Consider the following 13,399-nt stretch of genomic DNA (forward strand, 5'->3'; position numbering starts at 1 on the left):
CTACAGGTGTATTGTTATGTCACGCTTATTTTTTGGCTCTATCGCGTTTGGGTTGCTACTGACAGGTTGCAGTCCTACATCTAAAACAGTACCTGATCCGCGAATTCAGGTTCAAACCGTTCAAGTAGTTCCTGTCTTGCTTGATTCGGGTCATACCCGGACGTTTAGTGGAACTGTGGAATCTCGGGTGCAAAGCAACTTAGGCTTTCGTGTTGGTGGAAAAATCACGGAGCGGCTCGTCAGAGTTGGCCAACATGTCAAGAAAAACCAAGTTCTAATGAGACTTGATACAAAAGATCTCTCGCTACAATTAGTCTCGGCAAACAAAGCAATTGAATCTGCTAAAGCAGATTTATACCGAGCCAAAAACGATCAAGAACGTAAAAAGAAACTGGTTAAAAAAGGCTACGTTTCTAGTCAAGAATACGATGATGCACTAGCGACTTTAAATTCGAACAAAGCTCAATTAGCAATGGCAGAAGCAAGTGCTTCTATCGCAAAAAATGCCACCCAATATTCTGAACTTGTCGCAGACACCGACGGTGTGGTGATCAGCACTGATGGAGAACCTGGGCAAGTGGTAGCAGAAGGCCAAACGGTTCTCACTTTGGCAAAAGATGGCGCGCGCGATGCAGTCATAAGCTTGCCTGAAACAATACATCCCAAATTAGGTGCAACGGCACGGGTAAGCTTTTTTGACAATAAATTTTTGCCACAAAGCGCATCGTTAAGAGAGATCTCGAACTCGGCTGATTCTGTGACACGAACCTACACTGCTCGTTTCCAGTTGAATGATATAAAGCCTCAGCCGTTACTTGGCTCAACAGTGAACGTGACACTTATGCAACCGTCAGACAGACGTGATGTTCTGGTGCCAATTGGGGCACTTTTTGATGATGGGCATGGGGCCGGCGTCTGGGTGCTAAACCAAAAAACCTCTAAGGTTGCTCTTCGTCATGTCACGATAAAGCGTATGACTGTGGAACTAGCCAGTATCGTAGGGGATCTCAAGCCGGGCGATTTGATTGTGGCCATGGGGGCGCATCATCTCTACGAAGATCAAACCGTAAAAACTATACTCGTTAAGTAGGTAGCACGATGAAAAATCTTAATTTATCGGCCCTAGCGGTGCGAGAACAATCAGTAACACTCTTTCTTATTATTGCTATTACGATTGCTGGGGTATTTTCATATTTTGAATTAGGGCGAGCAGAAGACCCTTCTTTCACCATTAAGGTATTGACGGTATCAGCTGTTTGGCCTGGAGCGACGCCGCAGCAAATGCAAGATTTGGTCGCCGATCCAATGGAGAAGCGATTACAAGAATTACAGTGGTACGATCGCGTTGAAACTACTACGCGGCCAGGCATGGCGTTAATGACCTTGACGTTGAAATCGGGTATGCCTCCAGAAGATCTTGCAAGTCAATTTTATCAGGCGCGGAAAAAGTTAAGTGATGAGGCAAAGAATCTGCCTCAAGGGGTAATGGGGCCATTCATTAATGATGAGTACTCTGACCCTTCGTTTGGTGTCTATGCGCTAAAGGCGCCGGATATGCCAGAGCGCTTGTTGGTTCGAAAAGCAGAATCGATTCGCCAGCAGCTACTTAGTGTCCCCGGCGTGAAAAAGGTGGATATATTAGGAGAGCAACCTGAACGTATATTCGTTGATTTTTCTTACGCTAAGTTAGCGAATCTCGGTGTTGAACCAGAAGCGATTTTTTCGGCATTGCAGAACGCCAATGATTTGAGTCCTGCGGGATCGATTGAAACAAAAGATCGCCGCGTCTATATGCGTTTGGATAGCAATTATACAGGTGTGAAAGACGTTGGTAATACGGTCGTTGCCAGTGGTGGCCACACCTTTTATCTAAAAGACATCGCGAACATTACACGCGGTTATGAAGATCCTGCTACGTATAAGATCCGAAACGCCGGCAAACCTAGCTTGGTATTTAGTGTCGTGATGCGCAAGGGGTGGGACGGCCTAGAGTTGGGTAAAGCACTCGACCATGAAACCAAGTCCATTACGGCTCAGTTACCAGCGGGAATTTCATTTAGCAAAGTTTCCGATCAAGCCGTCAACATAAAAAGTGCCTTCGATGAGTTTATGATCAAGTTCGTCGCCGCGATATCGGTCGTGTTGTTTGTGAGCTTTGTCAGTATGGGATGGCGCGTCGGGGTTGTCGTTGCGGCGGCCGTACCGCTTACTCTCGCGATGGTGTTTGTTATCATGGAGATGACGGGGCGCGAGTTCGATAGAATAACGCTTGGCGCGTTAATCTTGTCGCTGGGTTTATTGGTCGATGATGCGATTATCGCGATCGAAACCATGGTGGTCAAAATGGAAGAAGGAATGAGCCGGATAAAAGCCGCAGCTTATTCTTGGAGCCACAGCGCGGCTCCTATGCTTTCCGGAACATTGGTCACCATTATTGGCTTTACGCCCGTTGGCTTTGCTCAATCTGATGCTGGTGAATATGCAGGTAATATATTTTGGATTGTCGGTTTTGCCTTAATTGCTTCGTGGGTGGTTGCTGTCGTCTTTACACCTTATTTAGGCGTTAAGTTACTGCCTAACATTCCAGTGGTGTCTGGTGGTCATAATGCTATCTACGCAACGAAAAATTATGAGAAGTTGCGACGCGCGATCCAGTGGGTGATCAAACGTAACCGACTGGTTGCGGGCACAGTATTATTCTTATTCCTATTGTCTGTTGCGGGAATGACGTTAGTACCTCAGCAGTTTTTCCCGACGTCAGATCGCCCAGAAGTATTGGTTGATATACAAATGCAAGAAGGGTCAAGTTTTGCTGCGACGGATAGGGCGACCAAGCAAGTGGAAAACTGGCTTCAAACACAACCTGATGCCAAGATTGTGACGTCTTATGTTGGCCAAGGCGCCCCTAGGTTTTTCTTCTCATACAACCCAGAGCTTCCTGATCCAGCTTTTGCCAAAATAATCGTATTAACGAAAGACAGCGTGGCGAGAGATCGGCTAATTCATGACTTGAGGCAAAAAGTTCAGCAAGGACTCGCCTCTGAAGCGCTTGTTCGGGCGTCAAAATTAGTATTTGGTCCATATACACCGTATCCCGTTGAATTTAGGGTTATGGGGCCCGACCTGAATAAAGTTCGCCAGATCTCCACTCAAGTCTCTGATGTAATGCGTAAAAATTCTCATATGCGTACTGTGAATCAAAACTGGGGAGAACGTCAGCCAAAAGCGCATTTTGTGATTGATAAAGACAGGCTTATCCAGCTTGGTCTATCGATGAGTGATTTGGCCCAGCAGCTACAATTTTTGACCAGTGGTATTACAGTGACTGACATGCGAGAGAATGTGCGCAGTGTTGGTATCGTCGCTCGAAGTGCCGGAAGTGAGAAGTGGGATCCGAACAAAGTCAGGGATTTTGGTGTGGTCAATTCTAGTGGTAAATATATTCCTCTTAGCCAAATCGGACATGTAGAATTTTCAGCAGAAGAGCCAGTTTTAATGCGTCGAAACCGCGTTCCGACGATCACGGTTAGAGGAGACGTTGCTGAAGGTATTCAACCTCATCAAGCTTCTTCTGAGGTACTGAAATCACTAAAACCACTCATCGCAAAACTGCCTAGCGGGTATAAGATTGAAGAGGGAGGGATTGTTGCTGAATCTAACAAAGCCAATAAAGCTCTGCTTCCTATATTCCCTATTATGATTGGACTGTCGCTGCTGGTGATTATGCTACAAGTCCGTTCATTTTCGACCATGTTTATGGTCTATCTCACTGGACCTTTAGGGTTAGTCGGAGCGGTACCCGTGTTACTACTGTTTCAGCAGGCGTTTGGGTTCACGGCGATTCTAGGCCTGATAGGTTTATCGGGGATAATAATGCGCAATACTCTTATCCTCATCCAACAGATAAAAGACAATAGAGCAGAAGGTATGAGTCAGTATGAAGCTATTACTGAAGCAACCGTACAACGCTCACGCCCAGTGATCTTGACGGCAATGGCGGCCGTATTAGCCTTTATCCCTTTAACTCACTCTCTGTTTTGGGCTCCGATGGCGTATACCCTCATCGGTGGGACAGCGGTAGGAACGGTCCTCACCCTGCTATTTTTACCTGCGTTATACGCGCTTTGGTTTAAAGTTAAGCCGAATGTAGGCTAAAGAGTTTGGGAAACTAGGCCGCTCAAATATTGATAAATATAGCCAGTAGATGAACGATCTTCTTTTCTCAGCACGAATGTAACATTGCGTGCTGAGAAGAGAGAGGGCTGGTGGTTTTTTGATGTCGCCTCACATTAAAGATTGAAACCGGACAATAAAGTGTGGAACTCAGCTCATAAAGATCGAAGCTTTTTGAGCCAGTAGTGACTCGAAGATGCCCCAATACAAGCTAACTGCATCAGCTGCCCCAACGGTATTAAGGTAGCTCTGCCTTAATAAAAGTAATCTGGAACGGCTAGTGAAGTGAGGTTTACCACTTTTACGTGGCTCTTGCGCCGAAGCCGTCAGTTTCAAAGTTACAATCCCCCTATCACCTATACTAATTTGAGGTGTTGTCTCAACTTGGTAACGAACGATGACGAAACGAAATATTCATGGTGATTGGACCATGAGTTTTGAGAAGAGGCTATTTTTTTCCAAAATAGTTGGAGCCACCAATGACGAAGCAGCGCAATCTTGGTTTGATGAAATGATAGATATCGTCATGGCATCTGAAGGGGGTGATCGTACACCTTGGGTTGCATTGGTTGATGGCCGAGAATGGGAAACCGCTTCCTTAGATGCGATGGAAACCAACAATGAGTTAGCGAATTGGATGTTTCAACACAACTGCGCCCAAGTTATTACTGTTTATGCCAGCCGATTGCAAGTCTTTGCTGCTGAAAAACAGTTGAACCGAGATGGCTTGATTCAATTTTATTTCAATTACGACGAAGCTCTTCAAGCTAGTTTTGATAAGCTCTCCAACCTCCAAGGTAATTGATGTTTAGCCCACCGTTGTTATGGTAAGAAGCTATGTGGCCTGTTGTGCGTTGTCCATACTCAGTTTGGGCACATTCTGTACTTTTATCTTCAGGAAGTGACCAGCTGGCTTGGAGCCTCTTGAATGATACAGCTCGCCAGTTAACCGCAGCATTGCTTTTCTTATTGAAGCTAGGATCCGGCTCCATTCAATTCGCAGATTTCAATTTACTGGATAATTTTCAGTCCATTCGGGTAATAAAGGTTTGCTCGTCATCCACAAAAGCCACAAAGCCGCCATGATAGACAAACACCCGACCACGCCCCTCAACTAGGCAGGCAAGCTGTGGGTTCAAATCTTCTTCGTTATCCTGGCTTTGAAATGTGCCAGTATCGGTGATTACGCCGCTGAGTGTAGGTAAATATCCATAAGCACGTTTGGCTTGATCAATCATGCTCAACTCGCTGGCGGTAGAAAAGTAAGAGGGGATCGTACCAGCGTCTTTAATGAACATGGTTTTCAGTTCTTCAAAAGCTGTAATTACCAGCCAGTCGATTCCGTTAACATGATGGATAAACATAGAGTTTCTCAGTAATTCTGATGCGGAGATTCTATCACTACTAGGGGAGAACGTAGTAGAGATTTAGTTGCTAAAGGCGGTAATTCTGTGCCATTTCCGGACATTCACTAGGCCAACCATCTTTGTTGTTTACCCACTTTGTTGTTTACCCACATTTGATGCAGCTCTTCACGTTTTGATGACCAACTGGTATTGGCGAAACTTCGATACATTCCTAAAAAGTCAAAAAAACACGGGGTACTGTATATATAAACAGTGCCCCGTGTTTTTTTGACTTTTGCTCAATTATACAGCGTGTTTAGGGTCTAGAGGGCTGATAAAACCATTAGGTTTCAGGGCAAGTACATCGCAGTCAATTTTATCTATCACGTGCTCTGCGGTATTCCCAATAAAAACTGCGGATAATCCGGTTCTTCCGGTTGTTCCTAGGATGACCATGGCGGCGTTGAGCTTTTTGGCGACACTAGGAATGACATCTTCAGGGAGTCCTTGCTCGACTCGTGTTTGTTCTTCATCAATCCCATGTTTCTGTCTAAGCGCTTTCATTGACATTAGATGATGGGCTCTAACGGCATCACTGTAGGTTGTCGGGTCGAACTCAGGGAGTTCAATAGTAATATTGGCAGGAGTGATAGGATAGGCGTTAACGAGAAATGCTTCCGCACTCATACGTTCCGACAGGTCTTGTAATTGCCGTACCATGCAATCATTGAGACCTTTGTGGGTATCACTTTCAGAGCCAACATGAACGGAAGCGACGATTGTTGCATTTTGCGGCCAGTCTGCGCTCTTAACGAGTAATACGGGCACCGGACACTTGCGCAATAAATGCCAATCTGTAGGTGTGAAAATAACGGATTCCAAGACAGCGTGCTTACGCGTTGCTTTGATAATAATGTCGTGCTCGCCGGAGAACACTTGGGCAATGATGGCCTCGTAAGGGCGGTTATGCCAGACGACTTTGATGGTTAAATTGAGATTGTCATTGTCATTCACATAGTCAGCGGATACCTTCTCTAGCCATTGTTCTCTCTGGTGAATGACACCGCGGCGCATCGCATCTCTTTCGTCGATTGAAAGCATTGATGTCATATCGTATGAAAAGTCATAGATAGCGAGGAAAATGGTGATGGCACTGCGTGATGAACTTTGTGCGGCCAACTGAACCGCACGTTGAAGTGCGGGTTGTTCGTCGCGATTGATATCAGCACACACCAGAATATTGCTATAGATACTCATGATTTTTCCTTAGATTTCACCAAGTAACATAGGAATAACTGTAGCGCAATTTGTTGGTGCGGTTGAGAAGTATTGATGAAAGGTAAGGAGAAATATGATGCAGCTCAGTTTTGAGCTACATCTTTTTTAATATAAAGGATTTTATATAGGGGACTATTGAGGAAGGCCTGCAAGCGCTTTTAGCGCCGCTGAGTCGAGAATATGGATATCTTTGCCTTTAACGTCCAAAATATCGGATTTTTGAAACCGCCCAAGTAGTCGGCTCACGGTTTCTACGGTTAGACCGAGGTAGTTACCAATATCGCCACGAGTCATAGTTAGACGGAACTCTTTAGAGCTAAACCCGCGCTGCGAGAAGCGAGTAGAAAGATTCGCTAAGAAAGCTGCCAATCGTTCTTCGGCACTCTTCTTCGAAAGCAGCAGAATCATGTCTTGATCGCCTTTAATTTCGTCACTCATTAGGCGCATAATTTGTTGGCGAAGTTTAGGCATCTTACCGGACAGATCGTCTAAGGTATCATACGGAATTTCACATACCATTGCCGTTTCAAGCGCTTGCGCGAAGCTTGGATGGGTGTCATCAGTGATGGCGTCAAATCCTACCAAATCGCCCGCAAGGTGGAAAGCCGTTATTTGCTCATCGCCTTGTTCGGAAATTGTGAAACTCTTAATACTGCCTGAACGGATAGCGTACAGAGACTTTAATTTATCTCCGGCTTTAAATAGTTGCTGGTTTTTTTGAATAGGCTTTTTACGCTCAATGATTTGATCGAGTTGGTCGAGCTCGTTGTCACTCAGGGTAAAAGGGATACACAATTGGTTGATGCTACAATTCTGGCAGTGGATAGAACTGTTTGCTTTTGGGCATTGTTTCTGCGCCTTATCTGTAATCATGGCTACCTTCAGGAGTAAATTGCTTGGCAGCATTCTACCACCAATAACGGTGGACTTATAGAGATAACCCTACAATTTGCACGTGTTATATAATATTCATTATTATCAAGGTGTTGCTAGCGGTATACACACCAAAAGTGATAAGCATAACAGCGCCAGCTCGACGTATATTTCTTGACGTTCGGAAGGAGCTTAGCCACTGGCTGCCGTATCCGATGGCTAACATAGAAGGTAGCGTGCCGAGCCCAAAGAACAACATAGTGAGCGCGCCATGGGCAGCACTGCCCGTAACGCTGGCCCACGTGAGCATAGAGTAGACCAACCCACAAGGAAGCCAACCCCATACAAAGCCGTATGGTAAGGCGTGCATAGGAGATTTGAGCGGAAGTAAAGATTGTCCGAAGGGAGAGATATATTTCCAGATGTATTGGCCCGCTTTTTCAATGATAACTAAACCTTTCCACCAGTTGCTAATGTATAAGCCGAGCAGAACCATAAATAGGGCGGCGAGAAGCCTTAACCAGGTTAGGATATGGGTATTGGATGAGAAAAGCGCTAGGGAAGAAACGGCCCCGCCAATGACTGCACCGAATAGACTGTAACTGATTAGCCTACCGGCGTTATAAAATAGTGGGATAGTGACTGATGGCTTTTGGCGATGGATATTGAGTAAACTGGCTATGCCGCCACACATTCCCATACAGTGACCCGAGCCAAGTACGCCGACCATAAAAGCTGCGGCCCAATCAAGCGTCATTCTTGTTCATCCTTTTTCGCTTTTTCGCTGGTGTTTTCTTCGTCCTCCATGAGGATATCGAGCCCTTGGCGATCAAGATCTTCAAACTGATCGTGTTTGACTGCCCATATGAAAATACCGCCAGCAATACATACCAACACTATCGCAATTGGAATCAATATATATAGGCTTGCCATTTAAATTCGTTCCTCATTTTGAATCATCGGCTTGCTCGTATTAGGTGCTTTTAATAGGCGCAGAGAGTTGGTCACTACAATGAGCGAACTGGCCGACATGCCGATCACCGCAAAGTAGGGAGCAATCATTCCAGAGATCGCTAGCGGAAGAATACATACGTTGTAGCCTAACGACCAGAGCAAGTTTTGCCGAATAATATGGCGAGTTTTAAGCGCTAAATGTCGAGCAAATAGCAGTTTATCTAGTTGATCTCCGAGCAAAACTATATCTGCGGTTGCTTGTGCAACGTCAGTTCCTCCTCCCATCGCTACGGACAAGTGGGCGCCTGCTAATGTCGGAACATCGTTGATACCATCTCCCACCATTAGTGTAATTTTGTCCTTGGCTAGTTGGTTGACGGCATTAAGTTTGTCTTCAGGGGAAGCTGACGCAATGATATGAGTAATGCCCACTTGAGATGCGACATCCTGTGCATTTTGCTTGTTGTCACCGGTTAACAGCGTCGTCTGAATGCCTTCTTTTTCATATTGTTGAATGAGCGCCTCAGCGGTATCTCTAATGGAATCTTGATAGGTAAAAGTGGCAGCATGACGCCCATTGATCGATAAATAGCAGCTATTTCTATCGTTGGTACGATGCTCTGATAGAACGAACTGAGCGCAGCCTAGCCGTATTTGTTGCCCTTGAACATCGCCTGATAGGCCTTGGCCGATATGATTCGTAACCTTGGTGATTTCTTCTAGCCCGATCGAGTGTTTTTCATCGAAGCTGTCGTAGTAACGTTGAAAGGCGCCGGATAGCGGATGGTTGGCATGAGATTCTAATACGGTACTTATGGAGACACATTCTTTTAAGGTAAAAGGCGCGAAGCATTCAATGTTAGTCAGCGTTATCTTGCCAGTAGTGAGTGTGCCAGTTTTATCGATAACCAGTTGATTGACTTTGCACAGGGTTTCGAGTGAATGACTGCGCCTAAGTAACAGGCCAAATTTAGCCAATTGCGATGTGGCGCAAGTCAGGGCTGTCGGAGTCGCTAACGAGAGTGCACATGGGCAGGTCGCGACAAGAACAGAAAGGACCACCCAAAGGGCTTGTTCTGGGTTGTGCTGGTGCCAGTAATACCAAGTGCCTAGTGCGATAACAATCAGGGAAGCGACGAAGTACCGAGCGATGGTGTCTGCGAGTTTGGCTATTTTGGGCTTAGTCAGTTGAGCTTCTTCTTGTAATCGTACTATATGGCTGACTGCTGAATTATTTTTCTCTCGAGAAACACAAATCGTTAGTGCTTCATTCCCGTTGAGAGTGCCAGCGTAAACCTGATCAGATTGTGTTTTCTTAACGGGACGTGATTCGCCGGTGAGCATAGATTCGTCAATATAGGCTAACGGTGAGAGTAAGTCGCCGTCAGATGGAATACGCTCGCCAGGTAATACGGTAATTGTATCTCCTACTTTTAATTTGGATACAGCGACGCTTTCTCCGCTCGTTTTTTTGGCTACGGTAGGAACTAATTTGATTAAGTTTGCGGTGACGATGGAAGCCGTTCTTCTCGCTCTAACTTCCAAAAATCGACCAAGTAGTAAGAAAAAGGTAAACATCGCGATGGATTCAAAGAATACTTCACCTGTTTCGTGAATGGTGGCGTAGGCGCTGGCTAGGTAGGCAAGAATCAAGGCAAGGGAGATAGGGATGTCCATCCCTAGTGTTTTTCCTTTTAAGTTGCGCCAAGCGTTGTGATAGAAAGGGAAAGCAGAATAGACGAGTACCGGTGTGGCAAAAATTAAGCTGACCCAGCGAAGGTAGCTTTTCATCTCAGGCTCTAATCCACTAAATACCTCGAAGTAAAGCGCGACGGCCAGCATCATCACTTGCATACTGGCTATGCCCGCAATCCCTAATCGGTATAGATAGCGCTTGGCTTCTCTTTGGTAGGCCTTCTCTTGTTTGTCTGGTTCAAAGGGAGCGGCGGTGTAGCCGAGTCGGTGAATGGTTTCCAGAATCTCACTGAGTTTTACTTCTGTCGTATACCAACGTATGAGTGCGCGGCTCGTTGTGGTGTTGACTCTTACCCATTTTAGACCTGCCAAGGTGGTTAATCGTTTCTCAATTAACCAAGCGCAGGCTGGACATGATATGCCCTCTATCGCTAGGGTGATGCTATCTAGCCCATCTAGGGAGGAAACAAACTCAGATTGAATCTGAATATCGTCGTAATGTTGCAAATGGGATAAAGAGTTGGGAACTAAATCTGCACGCTCAGCGGGTTGAGTGCGAAATTGGTAGTATGAAGTAAGCCCGCTGCTGACAATCGTTTGTGCAACCGCCTCACACCCGGGACAGCACATTGCTCGAGATGACCCTAAGATCTCGACGAGGAAGCGCGAGTTTGTGGGAACCATTTCTCCGCAGTGATAGCAAGTTTGCTCGTTGTTCACTTATTACCTCAGCCAACTTATAGCCTAGTGTTTCTTTTTATAGCCTAGTGTTGCTATGAATAGGGAAGTTAATTTTGCCTTGTAGCTTCCAAGCTTTATCGTAAGGACTCACTTCGATAAACCATGGTCCTTTTAGTTCGTTGTCTAGCTTGACTCTATATTGACCATTGGCGGATGACGTTAATAATTGGCTGAAATCACGATCGGGTAGGGTTCGATGTGCAAATAGCACTTTGATTGCAGGGTAATGGGCTAACTGACCTTGATGCAGCTGCAAGGTCAGCTCTTTACCCGAGGCTGTCATACTGATCGCAATGCCTAGTTGCTTGGCCACTTTCAATTTAGATAAATCTTGGTTTATGCTCTTGCCTTTCTTGTAATAGTCATCGGTGACAAGAGATACGGAGTGCTGAGAAAAAATGATGACAGTCGCTATGGTCCAGATAACCACAGTTAAAGGTAATATAATTAAGAACCAAGGCCAAAACTGCTGATACCAAGGTTTAATCATTTTATCTCCTATAGATTAGGGAATTCACTTAGTAGAGAGTTATCCAGCGAGAATCATTTAGCGGAGTCTTGTTGATTGTTAAGGCTCCATACATAGGCGGCGACTAACTGAATTTTGTCTTCTCCTAAGATATTTTTCCACGCTGGCATAACGCCTGCTCGGCCATACATCACACTTTCGGTAACATCTACGCGGGTTCCGCCATATAACCAATGTCGGTCGGTTAGGTCAGGGGCTCCAAGATCTGGATTGCCTTTACCATCCGTTCCATGACATGCGGCGCAAACGACAAAACGTTTCTTACCTGCGAGCGCTTCTCGTGAATTAACTGATCGCCCAGATAAGCTCAAAACGTAGCTCACCACATCTTTAACGCCTTGTGCGCCTAGAGCGTCATTCCAGTTAGGCATTTGTCCTATACGGCCAGCGGTAACGGTGGTGATAATCGCATTCGGCTCGCCGCCATAAAGCCATGCGTTATCGGTTAAATTTGGAAAGCCTTTTTGACCTCGAGCATCTGAACCATGGCATTGAGAGCAATTTTGCAAAAACAATCTTTGGCCAACTTTCAGAGCCTCTGAATCTTTCGCTATTTCTGGAATTGTTCGTAATATTTTGCCGTCTTTTTGATATGCCAGCCGAGAGAAGGTTTCACCGAAGTATTGGTCCGCATCGCCGAGTTCTTTGGCATATTGATCCAGCTGCTTATTCGCTTGTGCCTTGGCAATGGATGCTTTGTATTCAGAAACGGTACGGACTGTTTGATCAGAGCTTGTCCAACCTAATAATCCTTTGAAGCTACCAAGCCCTGGGTAAAGAGCAAGATAAAGAACGGCAAAAATCAATGTTACCACAAACATATACGCCCACCACTTAGGGAGGGGGTTGTTAAGCTCTCGAATACCATCGTACTCGTGGCCCATGTCCTGGCCTTCTTCGACAGAAGTATTATTACTTGAGCACCAACGGAGAAGTAAAGCGCAGCCAATGAGGGTCCCTACGGTAATAACGGTGATCCAGATGCTCCAAAACATGCTCATGGTTTTTTCACTCCTTTCTCAGATGAGGAGCGTTGAGGCTCATCATCGAATATCATTTTGGCATCTTGATCGAAACGTGCTTTGCGTTTGCCGCCATATGCCCACCAAACGACGCCAATAAAACACGCGAATAGCAATACGGTCCAAATACTATGAAATGTCGCAATATCCATATCGATTCCTTACTTCATCGCGTGACCAAGAGATTGGAGGTAAGCAATAATGGCGTCCATTTCTGTTTTTCCTTGTACGTCAGTTTTTGCATCTGCAATTTGCTTGTCTGTATAGGGCACCCCAAACTTGTCACGGAAAATAGTCAATTTGTCAGTCGTAAGTTTACCGTCTAGTTGATTCTTTGCTAGCCACGGAAACCCTGGCATATTTGACTCAGGCACAAGATCTCTTGGATTGATTAAGTGAACTCGGTGCCATTCATTGGAATAGCGACCTCCAACCCGAGCTAGGTCAGGACCGGTACGTTTCGAACCCCATAAGAAAGGATGCTCCCATACGCTTTCTCCAGCGACCGAATAATGCCCATAGCGCTCAGTTTCCGCTCTAAATGGACGAATCATTTGGCTATGACACACGTTACACCCTTCACGAATAAACACATCGCGACCTTCTAGCTCAAGCGCGGTGTAGGGGCGTAGATTTTCTACCGGTTCAGTGGTCTGTTTTTGAAACATTAGAGGAGTAATTTCGACCAAGGCACCCAAACTAATCGCTACTATGATCAGGATGGCTAACAGGCCGACATTCTTTTCTATTTTTTCATGGCGATTGTTTGAACCAGAATCCATCCTCAG

The 13,399-nt window shown here is 45.6% G+C and carries 13 protein-coding genes; 3 read left to right on the forward strand and 10 right to left on the reverse strand.

Features of this window, described 5'->3' with window-relative positions:
• The first annotated feature begins 16 nt into the window (after window positions 1-16).
• From L4C34_RS10210 to L4C34_RS10220, 3 genes are all read left to right on the forward strand, one after another.
• Complete coding sequence (locus L4C34_RS10210; protein ID WP_428789244.1) at window positions 17-1,090, forward strand: efflux RND transporter periplasmic adaptor subunit; 1,074 nt, start codon at window positions 17-19, stop codon at window positions 1,088-1,090.
• Between the two features lie 8 nt (window positions 1,091-1,098).
• A complete protein-coding gene (locus L4C34_RS10215; RefSeq protein WP_428789245.1) occupies window positions 1,099-4,155 on the forward strand; it encodes an efflux RND transporter permease subunit in 3,057 nt (1,018 codons plus the stop codon).
• 415 nt (window positions 4,156-4,570) lie between these two features.
• Window positions 4,571-4,978 carry a hypothetical protein gene (locus L4C34_RS10220; RefSeq protein WP_428789246.1) on the forward strand — a complete coding sequence of 136 codons (408 nt, stop codon included), beginning with the start codon at window positions 4,571-4,573 and terminating at the stop codon, window positions 4,976-4,978.
• Between the two features lie 220 nt (window positions 4,979-5,198).
• On the opposite strand, the gene L4C34_RS10225 is transcribed toward L4C34_RS10220, so the two are convergent.
• The 10 genes from L4C34_RS10225 to ccoO all read right to left on the reverse strand — a co-directional run bounded on the left by L4C34_RS10225 (window position 5,199) and on the right by ccoO (window position 13,393).
• Window positions 5,199-5,537, reverse strand: coding sequence for a cytosolic protein (locus tag L4C34_RS10225; protein WP_428789247.1), 339 nt, complete (start codon window positions 5,535-5,537; stop codon window positions 5,199-5,201).
• Window positions 5,538-5,822: 285 nt separating this feature from the next.
• On the reverse strand, window positions 5,823-6,776 hold the full coding sequence (uspE, locus tag L4C34_RS10230) for a universal stress protein UspE (RefSeq protein ID WP_428789248.1): 954 nt from the start codon (window positions 6,774-6,776) through the stop codon (window positions 5,823-5,825).
• Window positions 6,777-6,929: 153 nt separating this feature from the next.
• Entirely contained in the window at window positions 6,930-7,670 is a 741-nt protein-coding gene (gene fnr, locus L4C34_RS10235; protein WP_428789331.1) for a fumarate/nitrate reduction transcriptional regulator Fnr, read from the reverse strand.
• 85 nt (window positions 7,671-7,755) lie between these two features.
• Complete coding sequence (locus tag L4C34_RS10240; protein ID WP_428789249.1) at window positions 7,756-8,427, reverse strand: sulfite exporter TauE/SafE family protein; 672 nt, start codon at window positions 8,425-8,427, stop codon at window positions 7,756-7,758.
• Window positions 8,424-8,603, reverse strand: coding sequence for a cbb3-type cytochrome oxidase assembly protein CcoS (ccoS, locus tag L4C34_RS10245; RefSeq protein WP_428789250.1), 180 nt, complete (start codon window positions 8,601-8,603; stop codon window positions 8,424-8,426). Before ccoS ends, L4C34_RS10240 begins: the two co-directional genes overlap by 4 nt.
• On the reverse strand, window positions 8,604-11,039 hold the full coding sequence (locus L4C34_RS10250; RefSeq protein ID WP_428789251.1) for a heavy metal translocating P-type ATPase: 2,436 nt from the start codon (window positions 11,037-11,039) through the stop codon (window positions 8,604-8,606).
• Window positions 11,040-11,076: 37 nt separating this feature from the next.
• A complete protein-coding gene (locus L4C34_RS10255; protein ID WP_428789252.1) occupies window positions 11,077-11,550 on the reverse strand; it encodes a FixH family protein in 474 nt (157 codons plus the stop codon).
• 53 nt (window positions 11,551-11,603) lie between these two features.
• The gene (ccoP, locus tag L4C34_RS10260) at window positions 11,604-12,590 is read right to left on the reverse strand and encodes a cytochrome-c oxidase, cbb3-type subunit III (RefSeq protein WP_428789253.1); all 987 of its coding nucleotides are present in this window, start codon (window positions 12,588-12,590) and stop codon (window positions 11,604-11,606) included.
• The gene (locus L4C34_RS10265; protein ID WP_428789254.1) at window positions 12,587-12,763 is read right to left on the reverse strand and encodes a cbb3-type cytochrome oxidase subunit 3; all 177 of its coding nucleotides are present in this window, start codon (window positions 12,761-12,763) and stop codon (window positions 12,587-12,589) included. Before L4C34_RS10265 ends, ccoP begins: the two co-directional genes overlap by 4 nt.
• A gap of 9 nt (window positions 12,764-12,772) precedes the next feature.
• A complete protein-coding gene (gene ccoO, locus L4C34_RS10270) occupies window positions 12,773-13,393 on the reverse strand; it encodes a cytochrome-c oxidase, cbb3-type subunit II (protein WP_428789255.1) in 621 nt (206 codons plus the stop codon).
• Window positions 13,394-13,399 lie beyond the last annotated feature (6 nt).

The organism is Vibrio profundum, from assembly GCF_050337555.1.
GTDB classification, from domain to species: domain Bacteria; phylum Pseudomonadota; class Gammaproteobacteria; order Enterobacterales; family Vibrionaceae; genus Vibrio; species Vibrio profundum.

Bases quoted from the DNA above. Each gene is read 5' to 3' on its own strand.
- L4C34_RS10210 (WP_428789244.1), top strand. From the start codon at position 17: ATGTCACGCTTATTTTTTGGCTCTATCGCGTTTGGGTTGCTACTGACA.
- L4C34_RS10215 (WP_428789245.1), top strand. From the start codon at position 1,099: ATGAAAAATCTTAATTTATCGGCCCTAGCGGTGCGAGAACAATCAGTA.
- L4C34_RS10220 (WP_428789246.1), top strand. From the start codon at position 4,571: ATGACGAAACGAAATATTCATGGTGATTGGACCATGAGTTTTGAGAAG.
- L4C34_RS10225 (WP_428789247.1), bottom strand. From the start codon at position 5,537: ATGTTTATCCATCATGTTAACGGAATCGACTGGCTGGTAATTACAGCT.
- uspE (WP_428789248.1), bottom strand. From the start codon at position 6,776: ATGAGTATCTATAGCAATATTCTGGTGTGTGCTGATATCAATCGCGAC.
- fnr (WP_428789331.1), bottom strand. From the start codon at position 7,670: ATGATTACAGATAAGGCGCAGAAACAATGCCCAAAAGCAAACAGTTCT.
- L4C34_RS10240 (WP_428789249.1), bottom strand. From the start codon at position 8,427: ATGACGCTTGATTGGGCCGCAGCTTTTATGGTCGGCGTACTTGGCTCG.
- ccoS (WP_428789250.1), bottom strand. From the start codon at position 8,603: ATGGCAAGCCTATATATATTGATTCCAATTGCGATAGTGTTGGTATGT.
- L4C34_RS10255 (WP_428789252.1), bottom strand. From the start codon at position 11,550: ATGATTAAACCTTGGTATCAGCAGTTTTGGCCTTGGTTCTTAATTATA.
- ccoP (WP_428789253.1), bottom strand. From the start codon at position 12,590: ATGAGCATGTTTTGGAGCATCTGGATCACCGTTATTACCGTAGGGACC.
- L4C34_RS10265 (WP_428789254.1), bottom strand. From the start codon at position 12,763: ATGGATATTGCGACATTTCATAGTATTTGGACCGTATTGCTATTCGCG.
- ccoO (WP_428789255.1), bottom strand. From the start codon at position 13,393: ATGGATTCTGGTTCAAACAATCGCCATGAAAAAATAGAAAAGAATGTC.